Raw genomic sequence first — 22,204 nt, 5'->3', positions numbered from 1 at the left:
GCCGTGGACCGGGCGATCTCACACGGGCCGGCCGACCACGGCAGAATGATCCGGGTGCGAATCGGGATGCTTGGAACGCTCGACATCCGGGCAGATGACGGTGCAGTGATCGAGATACCGGGCGCCCGGTTGCGGGCGCTGTTGATCGCCCTCGCACTCGAACCCGGCCGCGCGGTCCCCAAAGCGACGCTGGTCGACTGGATCTGGGGTGAGCAACCGCCTGCCGACGCGGCAAATGCGTTGCAGGCGTTGGTTTCCCGGCTGCGCCGGGTGCTGCCGGACGGTTCGCTCGACGGGCAGGCGGGCGGCTACCGGCTGGCGGTGGATCCGAACGCGGTCGACGCGTTGCGGTTCGAACGGCTCCTCGATCAGGCGCGTGGCGGCGACGTCGTCCGGCAGACGCACCTGCTGCGCGAGGCCCTCGTGCTGTGGCGCGGGGCGCCGATGCAGGACATCGATATGCGCGACAGTGCGGCGGTCGAGGCGGTGGTCACCCGCTTCGAGGGGCTGCAGCTGGCAGCGCTGGAAGACCTGTACGAAGCGGAGATTCGCCTCGGTCGCGGACCGGAACTGGTCGCCGAACTCACGGAGTTGGTGGCCCGGCATCCGGTCCGGGAACGACTGGTCGCCGCGTTGATGCGGGCCCTGGCCGCGGCGGGCCGCGGCGCCGAGGCCCTGCTCGTCTACCAGCGGGCCCGCGAAGCACTCGCCGACACCCTGGGTGTGGATCCCGCACCGGAACTGTCCGATCTGCACGTGGCCCTGCTGCGCGGCGAAGCGGGACCGCGAGACAGCGAACGCAAGACCAACCTGCGGGCCGAATTGACCAGCTACGTCGGCACATACACCGACATCGCCGCCGTGCGCGAACTCATCGCGAACCACCGGCTCACCACCTTGACCGGTCCGGGCGGCTCGGGGAAGACCAGGCTGGCGCTGGAAACCGCACGCACCCTGCTCGACGATCTGCCGGACGGGGCCTGGCTGGTGGAGCTGGCGTCCGTCGGCGCCGGCGGTGACGTGGCGCAGTCGGCGCTGGCCGCATTCGGGCTGCGCGACGCACTGCTCGGCGGCGCACCGGATGCGGAACCGGTCGACCGGCTCGTCGCGGCGATCCGCGACCGCGAGACGCTGCTGATCCTGGACAATTGTGAGCACGTGATCGACGCCGCGGCGGCCTTCGCCCACCGGGTGCTCGGAGAATGCCGGGGCCTGCGGATTCTCGCCACGAGCCGTGAACCGCTCGGCATCACGGGCGAGGCGCTGTGGCAGGTGGCGCCGCTGGCGCTGCCGGACGAGGACGCCGGACCGGCCGAGATCGAATCCTCCCCCGCCGTGCAGTTGCTGCGCGACCGGGCCGGCGCGGTCCGGACCGATCTGGATATGACGAATCCCGCCACCCTGTCGACCATCGCGCGCGTCTGCCGTGCCCTCGACGGCATACCGCTGGCCATCGAGCTGGCCGCGGCCCGGCTGCGCACCATGTCCCTGGACCAGCTCGCCGACCGCCTCGACGATCGGTTCCGCCTGCTCACCGGCGGCAGCCGCACCGCCATCCCGCAGCACCGTACGTTGCGCGCGGTGGTCGATTGGAGCTGGGAACTGCTCACCGACCCGGAGCGGACGGTGCTGCGCAGGCTGGCGGTCTTCGCGGGCGGTGCGAGTCTCGAAGCGGCCGAGCAGATCTGCGCCATCTCAGACGCACCGGGGGAAGTCGAGCAGTGGGAGGTGCTCGACTTGCTGACGGCACTGACCGAGAAGTCGCTGCTGCTCAACACGGCCGACAGCGAACCCCGCTACCGGATGCTCGAAACGATCAGACAGTACGCATACGACCGCCTGGTCGCGGCCGGCGAATCGGAACACGTTCGCCGGCACCATCTTTCGTACTTCACGACCCTCGCCGACACCGCGGAGCCGCATCTGCGCCGCGCCGAGCAGCTGGAGTGGCTCGCCAGGCTCGAGGCCGAACACGACAATATCGCGGCCGCCCTGCGCGGCGCGCTCGCCGACGACGACACGGCGGGCGCGCTGCGGCTCGCGGCGGCCGCCGGCTGGTACTGGTGGCTCGGCGGGCACAAAGCCGAGGGGATGGAACTGATCACCGCCGCGGCACGAATCGGCGGGCACGAAGGCGGCAGCGAAGCATCACCACGCAGTGCCCTCGAGAGTGCCACCGATACAACCGCGCGAATCGGCGGGCACGAAGGCGGCAGCGAAGATTCACCACGCAGTGCCGGCGCCGCGGCGGAGACCGGCGACGACGAATTCCGGGCCAGGGTCTACGGCCTGATCGTGCATTTCATGAGTTCCGGCCCGAACGACGAGCACCAGGTCGCCGAATGGGTCCACAAGGCCTACCACCTCGGCCGGAACAGCGAATCCGACTATCCGCTCCTGGCATTCATCGGCGCCCTGCAACGCATGTTGCGCGGCGGAGACGAGTTCCTGACCGCCTTCGAACCGTTGCTCACCCACGACGATCCGTGGGTGCGTGCGCTGTCCCGGTTACAGGTGGGTAAGGCGCGGATCGCCCTCGGCTTCCCCGGCCGGGAGGCGGACGAGCATCTCGAGACGGCACTGGCCGAATTCCGCGCGCTCGGCGAGCGGTGGGGAATGTCGTTCGCCCTGACCGAGCTGGCGAACAGGATCGCCATGCGCGGCGAATTCGCCATCGCCTGCGCACATCTCGACGAGGCCATCGCGGTCGTCACCGAGGTCGGCGCCATCGAGGACGTCTTCCTGATCCGCGCGCGCCAGGCTCAATTGTATTGGCTGCTGGGCGATGCGGAGGCGAGCGCCGACGCCATGACCGAGGCGCAGCGGTACGCGGACCGGTCCGCCTGGCCGAACGCTCTGGCCGAATTCGCCTTCACCAAGGCAGAACTGGCCCGCTGGCAAGGCGATACGGAACAAGCCCGCCGGCAGATCGAGATCGCGACATCCATGCAGGGCGGCGACACCGACCGGAACTACGTCGACGCCTTGACGAACCATCAACTCGGTTGTCTCGCAACAGATTTGGATGTCGCACGCCCACTGCACGCCGCCGCGCTGCGAGCCGCGACCGGCGCCGGCTACGCACCGCTCACCGCCTTGATGCTGGTGGGAATCGCGGATCTGGCGTCGCGGGCCGGACAGGACGAACAGGCGGTCCGGTTGCTGGCGGCCAGTGCCGCGGTTCGCGGACTGGTCGACCGATCCCAGCCGGATGTGGAGCGGATCGAGCAGACAGCACGACGTCGCCTCGATGACCAGCGGTTCACCGAGGCGACGACGGAAGGGACACAAGCGAATTGGGAGGAATTGGCGGCGGCTACGCTCGCTTGTTGAACGTGGCACGCGACCAGAAGAATCCGACCACGGCGAATCCGGCGCACCAGGCGAGCGCGGCGGCGGTGTAGCCGCCGGACGGGTGTCCTTCGAGAAATCCGCGCAGTGATTCGATGATCGGCGTGAACGGCTGGTACTGCGCGAACTGCCGGATGCCCTGGCCCATCTTGTCGGCCGGCACGATCGCGCTGCTCACGAAGGGCAGCATGATCAGCGGCACCACGCTCATACCGGCGGATTCCGGCGTCTTCGCGGCCATTCCCAGCGCGACGGTGAGCCACGACGCCGCGAACGAGGTCGCGACCATGATGCCGATGGCGGCCAGCCAGTCCGTCGCACTCGCCGGCGGGCGGAAGCCCAGCGCGAAGGCCACACCGATGACGGCCGCGATGGCCACCAGGTTGGTCAGCATGGTCGCCGCCACGTGACCGATCAGGATCGCGCTGCGGGAGACGTCCATGACCTTGAACCGGTTGATGATGCCCTTCGCCATGTCGGAGCTCACCGACACCGCGGTGCCGGACAGTCCGTAGCTGATGGCCAGCAGGATCAAACCCGGTGTGGCGTAATCGATGTAGTGGCCGCCGACATCGAAGGCATTGCCGAAGACGTAGACGAAGATCAGCATCATCACGACCGGCATCAGTGCCGCGTTGAAGATGGTGACGGGAGTGCGGGCGATGTGGGTGAAGTTGCGGCCCAACATCATCGACGCATCGGACAGGGGTGCGGGCAGGGTGATCGTACTCATCGCGGGGAAACCTCCGTGGTCGCGTGACCGGTCAGGGAAAGGAAAACGTCGTCGAGATCGGGGGTGTGGACGGTGACCTCCTCGGCCTCGACCGAGGATTCGGCGAGCCGATCCAGCAGGTGGCGCAGCGATTTCGTGCCGCCGTTGCCGGGCACGCGCAGGGTCAGTGCGCTGTCGTCGCGGGTGGCGCCGGGCAGGCTGTGCGCCGCCGCGTCCAGTTCCTCGGGTTGTGCGAACCGGAGCTGGATGTGGCTGCCGGGCACCAGGCGCTTGAGGTCGTCGGGGGTGCCTTCGGCGACGAGGCGGCCCTGGTCGAGTACCGCGATCCGGTCGGCCAGCTGATCGGCTTCCTCGAGATACTGGGTGGTGAGGAAGATCGTCACACCCTCGGATGTCAACTCCCGCACGATGTCCCACATGGTGCGCCGGCTGCGCGGATCCAGGCCGGTCGTCGGCTCGTCGAGGAACACGATCTGCGGTTTGGTGACCAACGTCATCGCCAGATCCAGCTTCCGGCGCATACCGCCGGAGTAGGTCGCCGCCCGCTTACCCGCGGACTCCACCAGATCGAACCGCTCCAGCAGTTCGGCCACCACCCGCTTGCCGGCATCCCCGCGCAGGCGATGCAGCCCCGCCATCAGCCGCAGGTTCTCCTCTCCCGTCAGCAGATCGTCGACCGCCGCGAACTGCCCGGTCACCCCGATCGCCGCCCGCACGGCCTTGCCCTCGGTGGCCAGGTCGTGTCCCGCGATCCGAGCCGTTCCCCCGTCGGCCTTCGCCAACGTGGTCAACACGTTCACGGTCGTCGTCTTCCCGGCCCCGTTGGGGCCGAGCAGCGAGAAGATCGTCCCGGCCTCGATGGTCAGGTCGATCCCGTCGAGGATCGTCTTGTCCCCGTACGCCTTCCGCAACCCGGAGGCGGCAATTGCTGTGCTGTTCATGGGGACAACTGTGCGGTGGCCGGCTGATACGCCCCTGACGTCGGCCTGACACGATCGCTGATATGGAATTTGCGCTGGTCACCGCATTACATCGTGAGGACCATGCGGTAGCGGGCGCGGCCCTGCTCCATATCGGCGTAGGCCTGCGCCGCCTGCTCGAGCGGTAGTTCCTGAATGCGCGCGCGGACACCCGATCGCACCGCGAACTCCATCGTTTCCTCGACATCGCGCGCGGTGCCGGACGGATGGCCGATGACGCGCAGGCCGGGGACGATCAGCTGCATCGGGCTGATGGGCAGCGGATCGGCCGTGACGCCGATGGTGATCAGTTCACCGCGCGGCTGCAGCCCGCCGACCGTATCGGCCATGGCGGCGGAATTGCCCGCCGTCGCGAGGACGACCGCCGCGCCCCCGAGTTCCCGCAATGCCTCGCCGACCTCGACCGCGGTCGAGTCGATGTAGTGGTGGGCGCCCAGCGCGCGGGCGTCCTCGGCCTTGCCCGCACCGCGCGCTATCGCGATCGTTTCGAAGCCCATCGCACGCGCGAATTGAACGCCCAGGTGTCCGAGTCCGCCGATGCCGAGGATCGCGACGCGGTCGCCGGGCCGTGCCCTGCTCTCACGCAGGGCGTGGAAGGTGGTGACGCCGGCACATCCCATCGGCGCGGCCTCGCTGAACGACAACTCGTCGGGGATGCGGGCCGGCGCGTTGGCCGGGACCGTCACCGACTCGGCATATCCGCCGGGGTAGTGCCAACTGGGAACCCGCAGGTTCACGCAATGAATGAAATCTCCCTGCCGGCAGGGAATGCACTCGCCGCAGTGCCCGCCGAACCAGCCCACCGCGACGCGGTCGCCGGGCGCGTAGTTGTCCACACCGTCGCCGAGTTCGGCGATGGTGCCCGCGATCTCGTGTCCCAGGGTGAGCGGCCAGGACATGCCGGGAAATCCGCCACCGGCGAACGCCCGATCCGTGCCGCAGACACCACACGCCGAGACCCGGATCCGCACATGGTCGCGGGGCGGCGCGGTGGTGTCGACCTCCACCACTTTCAACGCGTCACCGGCGGATCGGATGTGCACAGCCTGATGAGTGGACATCGGGAATCATCCTCACTTTCCTCGAAACGGTGATCAATGACAACGGCGCTCCTCGGCCAGTATCGCTGTTCACAACCGGTGGTTGCTCCACCGTTCGGGGTGAATCCGACGTCTTCCGGTGGTGTGTCCGCCGTCAGCCGATGTCCTCGGCCGAGCCGACGACGGTGCCCTCCGGACCGCGGACGAAGCGGTGTTCGTACTGCTCCCCGACGCCCGGCCTCGCGTAGAAATTATCGGTCGGAAAAGAGCGAACTCTCTGGGTTTCACCCTCGATTCGTTGGGTATGCCAAGCTGCCTCAGTGGAAGATCCAAACCTTCGGACATGAGTAGCCTCCGCGAATTCGAAAATGCGAATTTTATCCAATAAAAACCGCTGCAAGCTGGTCAGATACGTCATTTATGCACCGACGTGACAGCGTCGTCATAGCGGCGAACTCGAATATTGGACACATGACCGAATTACCCGCTCCAGCGATCTGCAACTCATTTGATGTGATCCGAATCATTTTCACGAAACGCTGCTAACAGGTCGCGGAACCGGCCCGATAAACGCCATACAACTGAAAATCGTGTCGGAAAGAAATCATGTATCGACAACGACAGGAGAAGTCCTATGGACCTGTCCACCGCATTCAACCTCTTTCTCAGCTTGCTCGGCATCAACCTCGGCGCAGGCGGCCAACTCGGCGCCGGCACCGGGTCGTCCTGAGCGTCCTTGATCGAGCGAGGCCGGGCAGGGAGCCACTCGCCCTGCCCGGCCCGTTCTCTCCGGCTGAACGGTGCGAGTATCGCGGCCTCTATCCACCTGCCGCTCGGGTGAATCGGCTCGCGAGCGCCCTCAGGTGTTCCGCCAGTTCGGGGGGAGATTCGACCTCGAATTCCACATCGAGCATGCCGACCACCAGGGCCACCAAAGCGTAGGAGTCCGAACCCATTTCGAGTCGGCAGGTGTGCTCGTCGATGGGGGTGACCAGACCTTCGATGCGGCCGGCGAGCCGCTCGGCCGGGACATGGACGCGCATGACCGACCGGTACGGCCACATCGCGAAGCCCATGGTGCGGCGCAGGCAGGCCACCACATCGCCGTCGGGCGACGGCCGGTGCGCGAAGCGCGGGCCGTTGGGCGTCCGCAGCGACATGCGGTCGACGCGGAAGGTACGCCAGTCGGCCCGGTCGCGGTCCCAGCCGACGAGATACCACCGATGGCTCCAATGCGCGATGCGGTGCGGCTCGACGCTGCGCCGGGAGTCGTCGCCGGTGTGGCTGCGATAGTCGAAGCGCAGCGTCTCGGCGGCGCGGATGGCGGCGGATATGGCGGTGAGCTGGTCGGCGTCGACGGCGGGACCGGGGTCGTAGCGAGGCGGCATCGCGACCACCGCGCCACGCAATGTGTCGACGCGGTGGCGCAACCGGGCCGGAAGTACCTGTTCCATCTTGGTGAGCGCGCGCAGCGAGGTCTCCTCGATGCCGGCGACAGTGCCGGTGGTGTTGGTCTGCAGTCCGATCGTGACGGCGACCGCCTCGTCGTCGTCGAGGAGCAGCGGCGGCAGTGACGCACCCGCGCCGAGTCGGTATCCGCCGACCGGTCCCAGCACGCCGTGCACCGGATATCCCAACTCGCGCAGCCGATCCACGTCGCGCCGGATGGTGCGGGTGGTGACGTCGAGTCGTTCGGCCAGCTCCGTTCCGGACCAGTCGCGATGTGTCTGCAACAGCGACAGCAGCCGCAACAGCCGCGCCGGCGTGGTTTCGGGCATGAATCGATCATCGCGCATGTGTAGGACCGTTTCCGTCCTATACGGGACGGATGCTCTTCTCATGACCGATACGACGATCACCCCGTTCCGCATCGATATCCCGCAGGAAGACTTGGACGAACTGAATTTCCGGCTCGCCCGCACCCGTTGGACCGATGCCCTGCCCGGTGTCGGCTGGTCCTACGGCGTGGATCGCGACTACCTGATCGATCTGGCCGAGTACTGGCGCACCGGCTACGACTGGCGCGAACACGAGGCGAGGTTGAACAAGGTCCCGCAGTTCGTGACCGAAATCGACGGCCAGACAGTCCATTTCATGCATGTCCGCTCCCCCGAGCCCGACGCGACGCCGCTGATCGTCACGCACGGCTGGCCCAGCACTCCCGCCGACTTCCTCGACATCCTCGGACCGCTGACCGATCCACGCGCATACGGCGGGGATCCGTCCGACGCATTTCACGTGGTGGCGCCGTCGGTACCGGGATTCGGATTCTCCGGACCCACCCGCGAAACCGGTTGGGACGTACCGCGAGTCGCGCGCGCCTGGGCAACGCTGATGGCACGACTCGGCTACGAACGCTACGGCGCCCAGGGCGGCGACTACGGCAGTCTCATCTCCCCGGCCCTGGGGCGGGTCGCACCGGACAAGGTGATCGGTGTGCATGTGAACGCGCTGGCCGACGCCGCGACCGCGAGCGGCTCCGGCCGGGAACTCGCCGACCTGTCGGAGGCGGACCGCGCGAAGGCGATCGCGAACCAGATGTGGTGGTACGGACACAACGGCTACGCGACCCAGATGGCCTTGCGGCCCCAGACCATCGCCTACGCCCTCAACGACTCACCCGTGGGCCAGCTCGCCTGGAATCTCGAATGGTTCGTCGATTGGGATCCGACTGCCACCGATCAATCGCCGATCGACCGCGACATGATCCTCACCGATGTCACGACCTACTGGCTCACCGGCACCGCCGGCTCCGCGGCCCGCATCTACCGGGAGTCCGGGGCGTCGTGGGGCAGTAAACCCGAGCCCTCGGGCGTGCCCACCGGGGTCGCGAACTTCCGGGGCGATCGGGCCGTGCGGGGCCTGGCGGAGGCGGCCAACACGGTCGTGCGCTGGAAGGAATACCCCGTGGGCGGCCACTTCGCTTCGCTCCAGGCGCCGGCGGAGCTTGTCACCGATATTCGCGAATTCTTCCGTTCGGTCGTCGGCTGAACCCACCGGAGCCGATTCCGCGGCGGCACGTAATCGCTTATCCCGCAGCGGAATCGGCCCCGGGCGCGACCGCCCACGCTCCCTCGATCATCGCGAAGATCTCAGCCGTATGAAGAAAGTGAGCTTCGCCGAGTTCGGCGGTCCGGAAGTCCTGCGACTCGTCGATGCCGAAGAGCCCCACGCGGGTCCCGGGCAGATCCGCATCGCCGTGCGCGCGGCAGGCGTGAACCCCGTCGACTGGCGGATTCGCGAAGGCCAGTTCCAGCAGGCCCATCCGCTCGAGTTGCCCGCCGGAGTGGGACAGGACGCGGCCGGCGTGGTGGACGAAATCGGCGAGGGCGTAACGGGTTTCGCGATCGGCGACCATGTCTTCGGCGAAGGTTCGAGCACCTACGCCGAGTTCGCGGTGCTGACCGCCTGGGCCAACATGCCCGACGGGCTGCCGTTCGACGAAGCGGCCGGCTACCCCTCCGTGGTCGAGACGGCACTGCGCATCATCGACCAGGTGGGCGTGCGCCCCGGGCAGACCCTGCTGGTCAGCGGCGCATCCGGCGGCGTCGGATCGGCCGTGCTCCAGATCGCCCGCGAGCGCGGCATCACGGTCATCGGCACGGCCGGGGCGGCCAACCAGGACTATCTCCGCGGCCTCGGCGCCGTCGCCACCACCTACGGCGAGGGCTGGGTCGAGCGCGTGCGCCGACTCGGGCGTATCGACGCGGCCCTCGATCTGGCCGGTTCGGGCGTCCTCCGCGAACTCGTCGAACTGACCGGGGACCCACGGCGGGTGATCACCATCGCCGACCTCGGCGCACCCGAGTTCGGCGTCCGATTCTCCGGCGTAGCGGGAAGTATGCCGGATGCGCTCGGCGAGGCCGCCGATCTCATCGCGCGCGGGAAGCTTCATATCCCGGTGGAAAAGTCGTACTCGCTCGCCGAGGCGGCCGCGGCACACATCGACAGCCGGGCCGGCCACGCTCGCGGGCGCCGGGTCATCTCCGTATGAGCGTTCGAGAATCTCAGCGGCTCGGACGATCGGCGGGCGTATCGTGGCGTGACCACGGGAATCGTTCCCCGACAACGCAATAGCTCGCATCCGTACCGGTGACAGCGAGCTACGGTGCAGACAAGGGAGACCATGACTTCCACGCACGACGGAGACATCTGGGATCCGGCGACGGGCGTCGGTTCGACCGCCACCATGGCTGCGGCGGCCCGGGCGATTGCGACGCGCGCGGATCCGGAGCTCATCGACGATCCGTTCGCCGCACCGCTCGTCCGGGCGGTCGGCATCGACCTGCTCACCCGGCTCGCGACCGGCGAGACGCCGCCCGGCGACTTGGTCGAACAGGTATGGACCAGCGCCGGCCTGCTCGACACCGCGAGGACCCGCTCGCCGGCGATCGTTGCGTCAGCCACCGCGTCGTCTTGTACGATATCTTGTACAAGATAGACGAAGGGGCCGCCATGACCGCATTACCGATCTCCACCGTGCGCCAACAGCTGTTTTCTCTGGTACAGCAGGTCAACGACGACCACGACACGGTCACCGTCGTGACGAAGAGCGGCGAAAACGCGGTTCTGGTCGCGGAATCGGATTGGAATTCCATTCAGGAGACGCTCTACGTACTCGCGACCCACGGCGGGGTTCGCTTGCTGGAGTCGGCGCGCGAAGCGCAACGAGGCGAGATCGAAGCGCGAGAGTTGCTGGACCCGGATGCCTGACCGGAAGCTGGTCTTCACATCCTACGGCTGGGAAACCTACTCGTCGTGGCTCACTCGGGATCGAACGGTTTTGCGGGCGGCGAACAAACTGATCACCGCAGTCCTCGCCGACCCTTTCCGAGGTATCGGAAAACCCGAGCCACTCAAACACCAGCTCGCCGGTAACTGGTCGAGGCGAATAACCCGGGAACATCGCTTGATCTACTACGTGACCGAGACCGAGATCGTCATCATCGGTGTGGGCCGACATTACGACGATTGATCGCCCATCACGACGTCGAATTCTCGCCAGCACGGTAAGGCCGCGAACACCAAGATCGTGGGCATGACGGCGGATGTGATGACCACCTTGCGAGCGTTCTACGCGGCCGAAGCGGCCTATCTCACGGAGGGGGCCGAGTTCGGGGAGATGGCTCGGCATCTGGCATCCGATGTCGTCATGTACCAGGCATCGAGCCTGCCCTACGGGGGCGAATGGCGCGGACACGACGGCTTCCGGCAGTTCATCGCCGCAATGGGCGACAGCTGGGACGGACTATGGTTCGACGACCAGCAGTTTCTCAGCGACGGCGACCGAGTCGTCGTCTACAGCCGGGGGCGCTTGCGGGCGCGCCGCACGGGACGCGAACTCGAAACCTCACTGCTGCAATGGATCAGCTTTCGAGACGGCCTCATCACCGAGTTCCGGCCGTACTATCACGACACCTCGGCGGTCCTGGCGGTGCTTGACGAGCAGGTGTAGGCCGCTCGTAGTCACCACGATTCGATCAGCGGGACATCGTGTTCCTGCCGCTGCCATTCCTCGGTGAGGCGACCGAGTCGCTGCCGGGCGGCGATACCGCGCACGCCCGCGATCTTGTCGTCGCGGACCTCCAGGATCAGCACACCCACAACGCGATCGTCGAGCGTGGCGAGCATGGCCGGACAGGCGTTGACCACGGCGGCATGGATGGCGGGCGAGCCGCCGGCGAGTTTGCGCTTCGCCGGAGTCGGTTTGAAGCCGGCCCGCACCGCACCGGCGATCCGCTGCGGCGTCGCGTACCGGATGAATTTCGCGGCCCATCCCAGACCGGCGCCGTCGGAGATGCCGGTCGCGTCGTCGGTCAGCAGTGCCACCAGCTGTTCGGTCCGGCCCGAGGAGGCGGCGGCGACGAACGCCTCGACGATCCGGCGCGCAGTTGCCCGGTCCGTTTCGGTGGTCGTGCCGGCGGCGGCGATTCGACGTCGCGCCCGGTGCAGATATTGCTGACTCGCGGATTCGGTGATGTCGAGGATTTCGGCCGTCTCGGCGTGGCTGTACGAAAAGGCTTCGCGCAGTACGTAAACGGCACGTTCGATCGGCGACAGTCGCTCCATGAGCATGAGGACCGCCAGGGTCACCGATTCGCGCTGCTCGACGGTATCGGCCGGGCCGAGCATCGGGTCGCCGTCGAGCAACGGTTCGGGCATCCAGGCGCCGACCGCGCGTTCGCGCCGCGTTGTCGCCGAACGGAGGCGGTCGAGCGCCAGATTGGTGACGACCTTGGTCAGCCACGCCTCGGGCACCTCGACGTACCCTCGGTCGGCGGCCTGCCACCGCAGGAACGCGTCCTGCACCGTGTCCTCGGCGTCGGCGGCCGAGCCGAGCAGACGGTAGGCCAGCGAGGCCAGCCGATTCCGACTGGCCTCGAAACTCGCCACGGTGGCGGTATCCATGAGCACGACTCTAGGCGGCGACCACCGGCGCCGAGTTCTCTCGGGTACCGGCCCAGCGGTACTTGTGACTCGGCTTCCCGAAGGTCGGATGGCTCAGACTCCACGCGGCGATGTCGAGAATTTTCGACTTGACGACCGCGGCCGGCCGGCCACACAGGGCCCACGACTTCGCGTGCGCGTCGCCGTCGACCAGCTGGAAGATCCCGTCCCTGCGACCGAGGCTGATGTGGTTGCCGACATACGACAGCGAGGTCGTCGGTATCTTGCGTCCGGTCCGGTCGCCGATGATCGCCGCGGTCGCCTGCATGCCGGTGAATCCGGCCGAAGCACAGGACATCGGCAACGGGCGGCCGTTCTCGCCGATGACGAAGACGCTGTCCCCGGCGACGTAGACGTCCGGATGCGAGACCGACCGCATCTGACGGTCGACGGTGATCTGACCGTTGGCGACCACCTCGAGACCACTGGCGGCAGCGATCGGGTGGACGGCGAAGCCCGCGGCCCACACCGTCGCGTCGGACGTGAAAACGGTGCCGTCGGTCGCGACCGCGGCGTCCTTCCCGACGCGCCCGATCGTTGTCTGCTCGTGAACCGTGATGCCGAAACGGTCGAAGGCAAGCAGCAGATGACCGCGGCCCTTCGCGCCCAGCCAGCCACCCAATTCACCACTGGTGACGAGGCCGACTCGAAGTCCCGGCCGTGATTCGGCCAGTTCGGTGGCGGCCTCGATCGCAGTCAGGTTACCGCCGACGACCAGCACTTTTCCGTCGTCGCCCAGCTCGTCGAGGCGGGCGCGCAGACGCAGGGCCGCCGGACGCGCGGTCACGTGGAAGGCATGCTCGTGGACGCCGGGAACCCCTTGATCGGCAGCGGTGCTGCCGAGCGCGTAGAGCAGTGTGTCGTATTCGAGCCGATCGATGCCGGCATCGTCGGCGACGGCGACGGTCCGGGCCTCGACGTCGACGGCGGTCACCCGTGCCACGCGCAACCGGATGCCCGTACCCGCGAATATCTCCGCCAGCGGCCGATGGCGCAGTTCCTGCCCGGCGGCGAGCTGATGCAGCCGCAACCGCTCGACGAAATCGGGTTCGGCATTGACGACGGTGATGTCGAAGTCGTCGGCGTGCAGTTGGCGGGCCAGGTATCCGGCGCAGAAGGTTCCGGCATATCCGGCCCCGAGAACGACGATGCGGTGCTTCATGATTCGCTCCTGTCTGGTTCGCGTGCTGCCTGAACGAGACAGAGCGCGAATTCCTGACAGGACCAGACAGTGATCTGCATCACTCTCCGTCATCGCCGTGCGCCGGCATTTCACAGCGGCCTTCGAAGTGGTCTCTTCGCGCGGCGAACTGGAGGCCGAGCACCGCCCGCAGCCGCCTCGGCGGTAGGCGGCTACGGCGCGATCGTTGGTCAGTCCTTGCTCGCCGGTTCAACGGTCTTGCCGTCCCCGGCCGTCCGTTCCGCACGCTGCGCTTTGAGGTCGGCCTGCCACTTCTGGAAATCGGCCCGCATCGCATCGATCTGGCGTTCCAGGGCGTCCTGAGTGTCCGACCACCAACTCTGCGCGGCTTTCCGCAGGTCCGCCGCGGTCTTCTCGAACTCGTTTCCCTCGTTCTGAAGGGTCTCGCTCAGCTCCTCCCGCCGAGCCTGCAACGCGGTGCGACTCCGTTCCCGCGCGGCAGCAGACGACTCTTCGAACTGCTTCACCCGAGCCGCGAGATCCGTGAGCGATTCCGACAACGGCTTCATCTTCCTTGTCCTTTCGGATCGGTTCGACCCTCGACCGGGCCACCATTCGTCACTGTCGAGCGTGACGTCCCCGCCCGGCCCAACCAAGGGCAGAATGTCATCTGATATCCCGCGCTCGATACCGCTTCCGGTCCGGCCTGCATGCCGAAGCGCCCTCTCGGCGGCGAGCGCATGCTCCGGGCAGCACCGGGTATGCGCGAGACAAGAACAGTCGTCCGACGAGGAGTAATCCGATGTCAGGAGTTGCGGCCCACCTGGGACAGCGAATATCGGCAGCGGCACATTCTGCGTGGGCCATGGTCCACCACCCCCGCCGCGAACCGAACACCGATCTCGCCGCCGAACACCACTCGACCACGAGCGATCCCACCGGCGGCAAACAGCCCGGCGAACCCGAATCCTCGCCCCGCGGGCTCGGAGGCATGGACTTCTAGCGCCGCCGGCCCTCGGTGCTGAACAAATCGTGCAAACCGCCTCGCATTCGGCGGTTTTCGCGCATCAACGCGGAGGTTTGCACGAAAAGTTCGGGGCATGCCTGTTGTTGCGGTAGTCGCGAGTGAAGTAGTCGTCGAGGCTCTCAAGTCGCCACCGGTTGCCGTGAAAGGCTCCGGACGGGTCTGGTGAACGCCGACGGCGGAGGAGGTCTCGCGCTGTGCCCGTTTCCACGCTCGATGGCGCTTACTTTCGGTATCGAGCAGAATCGTGCAGTGACCAGGAGGGTGAGCGCGCCTCGCGCACAGGCACATTCGAGAATGACCGCGCTGCGGGCGGCGTCGACCAAGGAATCCCGCGCGGCATTCAGCCGCCGGGCGGGACGAATACGGCTGTTCCCCGCGGTCACCGCAGCGCTGCTCGCCGGACTGGCTGTGGCCTTCGCGGCCTACGGATTCCTCCGCTGGCTCACGCCCGTCGATGAAACCAAGCAAGCCGCCGAAATCGATATCACTCGTGTCGCATTGACCGTTGTCGCCGGTGTCGGCGGCGTAGTCGCCCTGGTCATCGCCTACCGGCGTCAACGCGATCTGGAACAGAGCCGATTTGTCGAACGCTTCGGCGCCGCAGCCGCCCAACTCGGCGCGACGGATGTCGCGGTCCGAATCGCCGGGGTCTACGCGATGGCCGGTGTCGCCGACGAATCCGACGGCCTGCGCCGCCAGCAATGCATCGACGTGCTGTGCGGATACCTCCGCTTGCCCTACAGCCCGGAGCTCGGCGCCAACCACCAGAGCAAACTGGTCGTCAAACAGCACCGCGCGACGGCGGACAACACCCGCGCCGACGACCGGGAGCACCACCACGAATATCGGCACAATGACCGAGAAGTTCGCGCAACCATCCTCCGCGTCATTACCGACCACCTTCGGCCCAAGGCCACATACAGCTGGTCGGCAGTCGATTTCGACTTTCGCACGGCCTATCTCGAGAACGTCGACTTCAGCCGTGCACAGTTTCTGGGTTCTGCGCGGTTCGGCGGCGCGACCTTCTCCGGCGACGCCTGGTTCGGTAGCGCTACCTTCGCCGCTAACGCCGAGTTCGACGACGTAACCTTCTTCGGCAACGCGTGGTTCGACAGCGTAACCTTCTCCGGCAACGCCCGATTCGGCAACGCAACCTTCTCCGGCGACGCCCGGTTCGACGGCGCGACCCTGTCCGGCGACGCCCGATTCGACGACGCGACCTTCGCCGACCACGCCGCGTTCGCCGGCGCGAACTTCTCCGCCGACGCCCGGTTCGGCGGCGCGACCTTCGCGGGCGCCGCAGGATTCGGCGAGACGACCTTTTCGGGCAACGCCCGGTTCGACGGCGCAACCTTCACCGGCAACGCCCACTTCGACGGCGCCACCTTCACCGGCAACGCCCGGTTCCGCAACGTAACCTTTTCCGGCAACGCCCGATTCGACGGCGCGACCTTTTCCGCGAATGCCCGGTTCTGCGACGCGACCTTCGTCGGCGACGCGGGATTCGGCGACGCCACCTTCGCCGGCAATACAGGATTCGACAGCGCGACTTTTTCCGGTGACGCCGAGTTCGGCGAGGCGACCTTCTCCGGCAGCGCCGAGTTCGGTGACGCAACCTTCGCCGGCAACACAGGGTTCGGCGGCGCCACCTTCGCAAGCGACGCAGGATTCGGCGGCGCCACCTTCACCGGAAACGCTCGATTCGACCGAGTGAATTTCGCCGGCAATACATGGTTCGGCAGCGCGACTTTCGCCGCCGAGGCCCGGTTCGATCGTGTGACCTTCGCCGGCAACGCCCGGTTCGATGAGGCAGACTTCGGTAGCGGCACCATCTCGTTCGACGAACCGAGACAGTGGGGACCTCCGATACCTATATTCGACTGGAGCCAGGACCACAGTCGGAAGCCAACCAACATCGAGCCTCAGAATTGGCCGCCCGCGGTGGCGGCACCAACTCTCTCGGCAGGCTCAGCAAGCCGCCACCAGCAGCAATAGATGGGTCTCACGCACCATCGATGACACGCGGCCGATGTCCGTCTCGCGTGACCTCCTGCGCGTCAGTCCGGCAGCCAGTGCAGCTCGTGTGCCAGGGTTTTGGCGACGGTGCGGACGCGGCGGTGTAGTGGTGACTGCACGCGCGGGAGGACCAGGTGGATCGTCAAGGTGGGCGCGCCCAGCAGCGGTCGCCACGTGAGACCGGCCGGTTGTGTCGTGACCGCTACTTCACCGGCCGGAGCGAGGGTGAGCCCGTCGCGTAGGTCGCACTGAGAGATATCGAAAGAGACTGCGGGCGTGACGAATCGGGGGCTCGGCCGGGTGTCGCGGAACAGTGCGGCGAGCTGATCGTGGATCACGGGGTTGGCCGCACGGTCGGGAAGTCGCAGCGGATACGCGGCCGCGTCGGCGATCTCGATCTCCGGGTGTCCGGCCAGCGGATGATGCTGCGCCAGTTGGACCCCGACGCGCTCGCGCCGCAGCAGGAACCGGCGCACGCCACGGCCCGGCTGTTCACCGCGAGTGATCCCCGCATCGATGCGGCCGTCGGCGACCGCTGGGGAGATCTCCGGTGTCGCCATCGGGACCGCGCCGACGTCGAGTCCCGGGCTGCTGCGAATGAGCTTGTCCACCAGGGCCGGTGCCGTCTCGGCTCCCGTGCTGAGGCTGTATCCGATGCGCAGCGTGCCCAGTTCACCGGCCCCCGCATTCCGGGCGGTGTCCCATGCCCGATCCAGCGCCGCCAGCGCGGGTGGCGCGGACTCCGCCAAAGCCGCACCGGCCGTGGTCAATACGACCCTGCGCGTGTTTCGAACCAGCAGGCTCGTACCGAGTTCCGCCTCCAATCGGCGCATCCGGGCACTGAGTGCGGGCTGCGCGATACCGATGCGTGCTGCCGCGCGGGTGAAGTTCAACTCCTGCGCCAGCACCAAAAAGTACCGCAGGCTCACCGTATCCGGCGCCACATACCCTCCCTGCCGATTGATAACGATCCGTTCTGAGTCTATCCCGTTCCGATCTTTCCCTCGACCATGCATCAAGCCCTAACCTGCGCATATGACGATTCAACCGACCGCGGTACCGGACACCGCAGCCACAGACACCGGGAGGCAGTCATGCACAAGTTGGTAGTCCTGTATCCCGAGCCCGCCGACCCCGACCACTTCCGCGACTACTACGTGACCAACCACCTTCCACTGGTCATGAAAATGCCCGGCCTGCTTGCCTGGCGCTACAGCTTCGACGTGGCGGCCCCGAACGGAGATTCGCCGTATTCGCGGTCTTCGAGGCCGACTTCGCCGACGGCGACGCCGTGGCCGCGGCACGGGCATCACAGCCCGGCCGGCGGGCGGCCGCCGATGTCGTCAACTACGCCACCGGCGGTGCGGTCGTCATCGACTATCCGGTGCAGGACGGCACCATCTGAGGCAGGACCGCGTCCGGGTCGCGTTCGGCCGATCGTGCGTCCTCGGGGCTCGACTCGCGTTTCCGAAGCCGAACAACCTCTGCACGCAACCCACCGATCCGACCGATGCCGGCAGCGACCCAGGGCCGCCCCTTTGGCCGCATCACCCAGCTAGTGGACCCAAGTGCGCACTCATGCCGATTATCAAGTGGTGGTTGCCGAACGAACGTTGGTACCGTGCGGGTGATATCCCGGCGATCGTCGAGGTGGACCGCGACACGGACACGACGCCGTCCCCTCTCGGCGGTAGATCGAGGAGGAGTGCGCGCATATGTCGATGGTGCGACGGTTCTGGATCGAATTCGACGTGCGGGACTGCCCTGCCCCATGGTTCGGAAAAGCTATCGGTGTGACCGGATTCGACGTGCGGGACTGTTTGTCGATGGCGGCAGATCTGGTGACCGACGGACCGTTGCCACCCGTGCGTCGAATCACGGTCGACATCTCGCTGGCCGCGCCGCTGCCGCTGAATCCTCGCCATCTCGGAGTCCCGGTGTGGCGCGGCGTGTGGTACCCGCCGGCGAACCTCGGAGCCGGACCGATCCGCGCCATCGACAGCAGAGGCGTATCCGGCGACTACCCGACACCAGTTCCGCCATCACGCCGCCGAACGCGGACCGAAGAGCCCCTGCGCTCCAAGTGGTGGGACGAAATCCCGCATTTCGATGCCCTGTGGTGGCCGCTGATGGACGTTCACCGCGACGGCAGAATGCGATATCACGCCCCGCAGGTGCGTGATATGTGCGTGAGGGATCCGACCTACGGGGTGCTGGTGCGCGAAGCCCTGGACTACATGATCGTGCGACGCCCGACACCGCAGGAATGGTTCGACCCGACCGGGATCAGGTTCGCCGACGAGCGGGAACTAGGCGAGTATCTGCGAGCCTTCCGCGACTACGTGGCCGGAACCCGCCCGGAGCCGATCTACCTTCCCGCCGGCGAACAGCTTTCACGCGACGCCCCACCATGACCTCCCGACGACGAGTGAAACCCCTTGGACACGTCCTGCGACAGCCGCTGGGCACGCGCCTGAACAATGCGGACGCGCCGCAGCTCGGGACATCCGGCAATGCCGCTTACCGCGCTGACCGAACCGGCCATCGCACAGCACCGGCGAAACGAGCAAGCCCCCACCCGAATACCGGATGGGGGCCTCAGCAAAGTCTCTACCAGGAGCGGTACATGCCCCGCCCCTACTTCTTCTTAGACGCTGATCCGCTATACGTTGAAGCGGAACTCGACCCTCTTGACGTCCGGTATCTGCACGTCGAAGGCGCGGGTCACAGCTAGCCTCGCGTTCCGAAGCCGAATAACCACTGGACATAAAGCACCGATTGCACCTACTCGAGACCGATCCGTCGGCCACCTTCGCTTGACCGGCTCCAGCGAATTCAAGTGTGCGGTAATGCCGATTCCGGCGCGTCCGTGAACTTCGTCGTCGACCCGAGGAGGAACGAGACGAAGGCTAGCTCGCGCTCCGAGGCAACTCGCGAACGAACCGGGCGATCAACGCCGCTACCGATTCCGGCGTTTCCAGAACCATCTCATGGGTCGCATCGATCCGGGCCACGGTGACCGTAGCCCGGTCACGGGCGAATGCCGCCAGCTCGGCAGCGAGCCCGCGCGCAAAGCTGGTGAACAGGTCATCGAGCCACTTCGGCGACCTCGGTGGTTGCCTGCCGGCCTGCACGAGCAACAAGGGGCAAGTCACCTCCGCCAGCCAGGCGGTAACACCAAGTGCGCCAAGCCGGTCCAGCTCGTCGTACATCTGCAGGGCCGCAGCCCGCTCCGGCAGGGTCTGCCATCTCCCATCGGGAAGCGGCCGCACCGCTGCGCGAGCCGCCGCCTCCGCCCTCTCGGACGGGATTCCGTACCTGGCCGCCTGCGCGATCTCTTCCTGGATGTGCTGGGACGCAGCAATCGCCCCAGCACTCTGCCGCAGCAACACCTCGACCCGCTCGGCGCCCGGATACTCCCCCGGCCGCCCCCACCAGAACCCATCGAGATTCACCGCGGCACGAACTCGGCACGCACGCGCGTACTCCACCGCGATGAGCCCGCCCAGCGAATGCCCCACCACCACCGGCTCGCCCACCCGATGCGCGTGCAACGCCTCCGCGACATGCCGTACCACGGTGCGAACCGACCAGGGGGCGATGTCGGGGGACCGACCGTGCCCTGGAAGGTCAACCGCGAGAACGCGGTGCCCAGCACCGAGTAGGTGTGTGGCAGCGGCATCCCAATCGGACAGCGACCGGCCTGCGCCGTGTAGCAGGACCAACGGCACACCGTCGCCCCCGTAGTCGCGAACATGCAGCATCATGATCGCCTGCCCCCTCAACCGGTCAGGTGTGATTTATCAGATCAATTCGGAAACCATGGAGACCCCGCCGGACTCTGAATCTTGATATGCCTCGGCTGACCGAATCGCAACCTATCTGTGGACGCACGTAGGGCCCCGGCCATCGGGAAGGCGATCGATCGGGGGATGCGGAAGGCGGCATCCACCGATCAGCGGACACTCTGTTAACGGGTGGGCGGTATCCATCGATCTAGGACGAGCGGTTCGCGCCTGCGGACCAAATCCCTTGAGATCGAGTAGGTTCGAGTTGATTCGAGTCATCCGTAGTGGCGTTGCCAGTGTATTGCTGACAGGTGCCATACTGATCCCCTTTGCCCCAGCGCAAGCGGAGACAGGACTGACGCTCGCCGCTGAAACCCCCTCTGCGCCCCAGGTGGCCGATAGTGGATCGGCCTCCGGTTCGGCCGGCGAAGCGCTCACATCCCTGGCCGCGCAGCTCTTGTGCGCCATCATGACGGGGCATTGCGCTGCAGGACCGGGCTGATCTGCGCAGCCCGCCCGCCGCGTCCGGCCCGGAGTGCGGGGGCCGGTCAACTGGGCACGCTGCGCATCGGATACAGCCTCAGCGCGGGGGTCGAGACGGCACCGGCCTTGGTGGACAGGCTCATTCGCAGCAACCGGGACTCGACGTCGGCGCGGTCCCCATGGCGACACCGGAGATCTCCCCCGCGGTCGCCGACGGCCACATCGATGCCGGGATCACCCCCGGTGAACAGCCGGGTCGCGGCGTCCGCCGGTTCCTGCTGCGGCGCGAGCGCGTCGGGGTCCAATTGGCACAGCATCATCCGCTGGCCGAACAGCCGGAGATAGCGATCGCCGACGCGGCCGCGTATCCGCTGCGACTCCCCGACCGTACGGCCAACCCCGTGATCCACGATCAGCTGTCCGCACTGTTCCGCGACACCCGGCACAGCCCCCGATTCCAGACGCCCGCAGTCTCTTTCGCAATGTTTCAGCGCGACCTACGCGACGGGCTCACCCTCGCTCCGGCCGGTGAAGCCGCAGTTACGACACAAAAGGAGGGGGCGGAGGTTACTGGACGAAGGAGAAGTGCGCTGAGGCGTTGGACGAGTGGGCGTCCGATGATCCAGAGGACTTCGCTGAGCTGAACAAATCGGCGTTCGAGGATTTCGAATGGTCTGACCTGTGGCTAGTAGCGTCCAAGCGAACAGGCAAAGATGTCGTGACGTTCTGGGGCTGATCGTCGCCGCGAACGCACGCTATTGCCGCTGATCGCGCTGACCGGATCGGCCAGGGCGGTGGAGCCGGAGTTCAACCGGCCGTGCAGATCCCGCCGCCGGCAATCGTCCGCACATGCCGATTACAGCGTCAAATCTTGACGGCCGTGGGATCCTTCCCAGATCGATGGTCTCGGGTGGTTTCCATGCAAGCATTGATCAAATATCGGTGGTTCGGTTCGATCGATGAGGGCGTGACAGGCGGAATTGGGTCGGCAGTGGCAGGCTGTAGCGGTGAGCGAGCCGAACAATGTCATCGGATCCGAGCCGGAACAGACCAAGCCCAGCATCGAGGTGGAATTCATCGTTTACCGTGAGGATTCGCTGGGTGTGCATTACCGGACCGACCGAGGGTGTCACGAGAACCGTGTAAGTCCGAAGCTAGTTCGGTACTAAATCTATTCTAGCACAATGGAATTCGGTTC

General features: G+C 66.7%; 20 protein-coding genes and 2 pseudogenes. 12 read left to right on the top strand and 10 right to left on the bottom strand.

Translation table 11 applies throughout. From position 1 onward, the window contains the following. Nucleotides 1-45: 45 nt before the first annotated feature. The gene (locus tag A5789_RS35970) at nt 46-3,333 is read left to right on the top strand and encodes a BTAD domain-containing putative transcriptional regulator (RefSeq protein WP_155525823.1); all 3,288 of its coding nucleotides are present in this window, start codon (nt 46-48) and stop codon (nt 3,331-3,333) included. Here A5789_RS35970 and A5789_RS25280 read toward each other — a convergent pair. The 5 genes from A5789_RS25280 to A5789_RS25260 form a co-directional block, all read right to left on the bottom strand. Beyond that, complete coding sequence (locus A5789_RS25280; RefSeq protein WP_063026675.1) at nt 3,317-4,084, bottom strand: ABC transporter permease; 768 nt, start codon at nt 4,082-4,084, stop codon at nt 3,317-3,319. The genes A5789_RS35970 and A5789_RS25280 overlap by 17 nt on opposite strands. Continuing rightward, complete coding sequence (locus A5789_RS25275) at nt 4,081-5,025, bottom strand: ATP-binding cassette domain-containing protein (RefSeq protein WP_063012428.1); 945 nt, start codon at nt 5,023-5,025, stop codon at nt 4,081-4,083. The genes A5789_RS25280 and A5789_RS25275 overlap by 4 nt, the downstream gene beginning before the upstream one ends. 86 nt (nt 5,026-5,111) lie before the next feature. Beyond that, nucleotides 5,112-6,125 (bottom strand): alcohol dehydrogenase catalytic domain-containing protein, encoded by a 1,014-nt coding sequence (locus A5789_RS25270; RefSeq protein WP_064905550.1) that lies wholly within the window; start codon nt 6,123-6,125, stop codon nt 5,112-5,114. A gap of 133 nt (nt 6,126-6,258) precedes the next feature. Beyond that, the gene (locus A5789_RS25265) at nt 6,259-6,522 is read right to left on the bottom strand and encodes a hypothetical protein (protein WP_064905548.1); all 264 of its coding nucleotides are present in this window, start codon (nt 6,520-6,522) and stop codon (nt 6,259-6,261) included. Between the two features lie 400 nt (nt 6,523-6,922). Then, nucleotides 6,923-7,882, bottom strand: a complete 960-nt coding sequence (locus tag A5789_RS25260; protein WP_064905569.1) for a YafY family protein — start codon at nt 7,880-7,882, stop codon at nt 6,923-6,925. 61 nt (nt 7,883-7,943) lie between these two features. On the opposite strand from A5789_RS25260, the gene A5789_RS25255 reads away from it, so the two are divergent. From A5789_RS25255 to A5789_RS25230, 6 genes and pseudogenes are all read left to right on the top strand, one after another. Then, nucleotides 7,944-9,095, top strand: a complete 1,152-nt coding sequence (locus tag A5789_RS25255; RefSeq protein ID WP_155525822.1) for an epoxide hydrolase family protein — start codon at nt 7,944-7,946, stop codon at nt 9,093-9,095. Nucleotides 9,096-9,204: 109 nt separating this feature from the next. After that, entirely contained in the window at nt 9,205-10,098 is an 894-nt protein-coding gene (locus tag A5789_RS25250; RefSeq protein ID WP_064905546.1) for an NADP-dependent oxidoreductase, read from the top strand. 132 nt (nt 10,099-10,230) lie between these two features. Further along, nucleotides 10,231-10,485, top strand: a pseudogene (locus tag A5789_RS38085) (class I SAM-dependent methyltransferase); the annotation flags it as partial. Between the two features lie 74 nt (nt 10,486-10,559). Beyond that, the gene (locus A5789_RS25240; protein ID WP_063012442.1) at nt 10,560-10,817 is read left to right on the top strand and encodes a type II toxin-antitoxin system Phd/YefM family antitoxin; all 258 of its coding nucleotides are present in this window, start codon (nt 10,560-10,562) and stop codon (nt 10,815-10,817) included. Beyond that, nucleotides 10,810-11,079, top strand: a complete 270-nt coding sequence (locus tag A5789_RS25235) for a Txe/YoeB family addiction module toxin (RefSeq protein WP_064905542.1) — start codon at nt 10,810-10,812, stop codon at nt 11,077-11,079. Before A5789_RS25240 ends, A5789_RS25235 begins: the two co-directional genes overlap by 8 nt. A 63-nt stretch (nt 11,080-11,142) precedes the next feature. Beyond that, the gene (locus tag A5789_RS25230; protein WP_197516721.1) at nt 11,143-11,559 is read left to right on the top strand and encodes a nuclear transport factor 2 family protein; all 417 of its coding nucleotides are present in this window, start codon (nt 11,143-11,145) and stop codon (nt 11,557-11,559) included. An 11-nt stretch (nt 11,560-11,570) separates the two neighbouring features. Here A5789_RS25230 and A5789_RS25225 read toward each other — a convergent pair whose 3' ends face one another. From A5789_RS25225 to A5789_RS25215, 3 genes are all read right to left on the bottom strand, one after another. Further along, nucleotides 11,571-12,512 (bottom strand): sigma-70 family RNA polymerase sigma factor, encoded by a 942-nt coding sequence (locus tag A5789_RS25225; protein ID WP_064905540.1) that lies wholly within the window; start codon nt 12,510-12,512, stop codon nt 11,571-11,573. Nucleotides 12,513-12,522: 10 nt separating this feature from the next. Continuing rightward, a complete protein-coding gene (locus tag A5789_RS25220) occupies nt 12,523-13,713 on the bottom strand; it encodes an NAD(P)/FAD-dependent oxidoreductase (RefSeq protein WP_064905538.1) in 1,191 nt (396 codons plus the stop codon). 209 nt (nt 13,714-13,922) lie between these two features. Next, on the bottom strand, nt 13,923-14,261 hold the full coding sequence (locus A5789_RS25215) for a hypothetical protein (RefSeq protein ID WP_063012450.1): 339 nt from the start codon (nt 14,259-14,261) through the stop codon (nt 13,923-13,925). A 233-nt stretch (nt 14,262-14,494) separates the two neighbouring features. Between A5789_RS25215 and A5789_RS36905 the strand changes: the two genes are divergently transcribed. Together A5789_RS36905 and A5789_RS25210 are read left to right on the top strand one after the other, a co-directional pair. Beyond that, a complete protein-coding gene (locus A5789_RS36905; RefSeq protein WP_146098637.1) occupies nt 14,495-14,695 on the top strand; it encodes a hypothetical protein in 201 nt (66 codons plus the stop codon). Nucleotides 14,696-14,968: 273 nt separating this feature from the next. Further along, nucleotides 14,969-16,714: a pentapeptide repeat-containing protein gene (locus tag A5789_RS25210; protein ID WP_193615565.1), complete on the top strand. Its 1,746-nt coding sequence runs from the start codon at nt 14,969-14,971 to the stop codon at nt 16,712-16,714. A 62-nt stretch (nt 16,715-16,776) separates the two neighbouring features. Here the strand turns inward: A5789_RS25210 and A5789_RS25205 are convergent, their stop codons facing one another. Further along, nucleotides 16,777-17,679 (bottom strand): LysR family transcriptional regulator, encoded by a 903-nt coding sequence (locus A5789_RS25205; RefSeq protein ID WP_064905535.1) that lies wholly within the window; start codon nt 17,677-17,679, stop codon nt 16,777-16,779. A 66-nt stretch (nt 17,680-17,745) separates the two neighbouring features. Between A5789_RS25205 and A5789_RS38670 the strand changes: the two are divergent. Together A5789_RS38670 and A5789_RS25195 are read left to right on the top strand one after the other, a co-directional pair. Beyond that, nucleotides 17,746-17,931, top strand: a pseudogene (locus tag A5789_RS38670) (EthD family reductase); the annotation flags it as partial. A 519-nt stretch (nt 17,932-18,450) separates the two neighbouring features. Beyond that, on the top strand, nt 18,451-19,149 hold the full coding sequence (locus A5789_RS25195; RefSeq protein WP_064905533.1) for a hypothetical protein: 699 nt from the start codon (nt 18,451-18,453) through the stop codon (nt 19,147-19,149). A 495-nt stretch (nt 19,150-19,644) separates the two neighbouring features. Here A5789_RS25195 and A5789_RS25190 read toward each other — a convergent pair whose 3' ends face one another. Further along, complete coding sequence (locus A5789_RS25190) at nt 19,645-20,499, bottom strand: alpha/beta fold hydrolase (RefSeq protein WP_227463026.1); 855 nt, start codon at nt 20,497-20,499, stop codon at nt 19,645-19,647. 686 nt (nt 20,500-21,185) lie between these two features. Between A5789_RS25190 and A5789_RS35965 the strand changes: the two genes are divergently transcribed. Next, entirely contained in the window at nt 21,186-21,650 is a 465-nt protein-coding gene (locus A5789_RS35965; RefSeq protein WP_228795543.1) for a LysR substrate-binding domain-containing protein, read from the top strand. The last annotated feature ends 554 nt before the right edge of the window (nt 21,651-22,204 follow it).

It is taken from the genome of Nocardia sp. 852002-51101_SCH5132738 (genome assembly GCF_001665695.1).
Classification (GTDB): domain Bacteria; phylum Actinomycetota; class Actinomycetes; order Mycobacteriales; family Mycobacteriaceae; genus Nocardia; species Nocardia nova.
The sequence above is the reverse complement of the archived record's forward strand: the minus strand, read 5'-3'. Positions and strand labels throughout refer to the sequence as shown.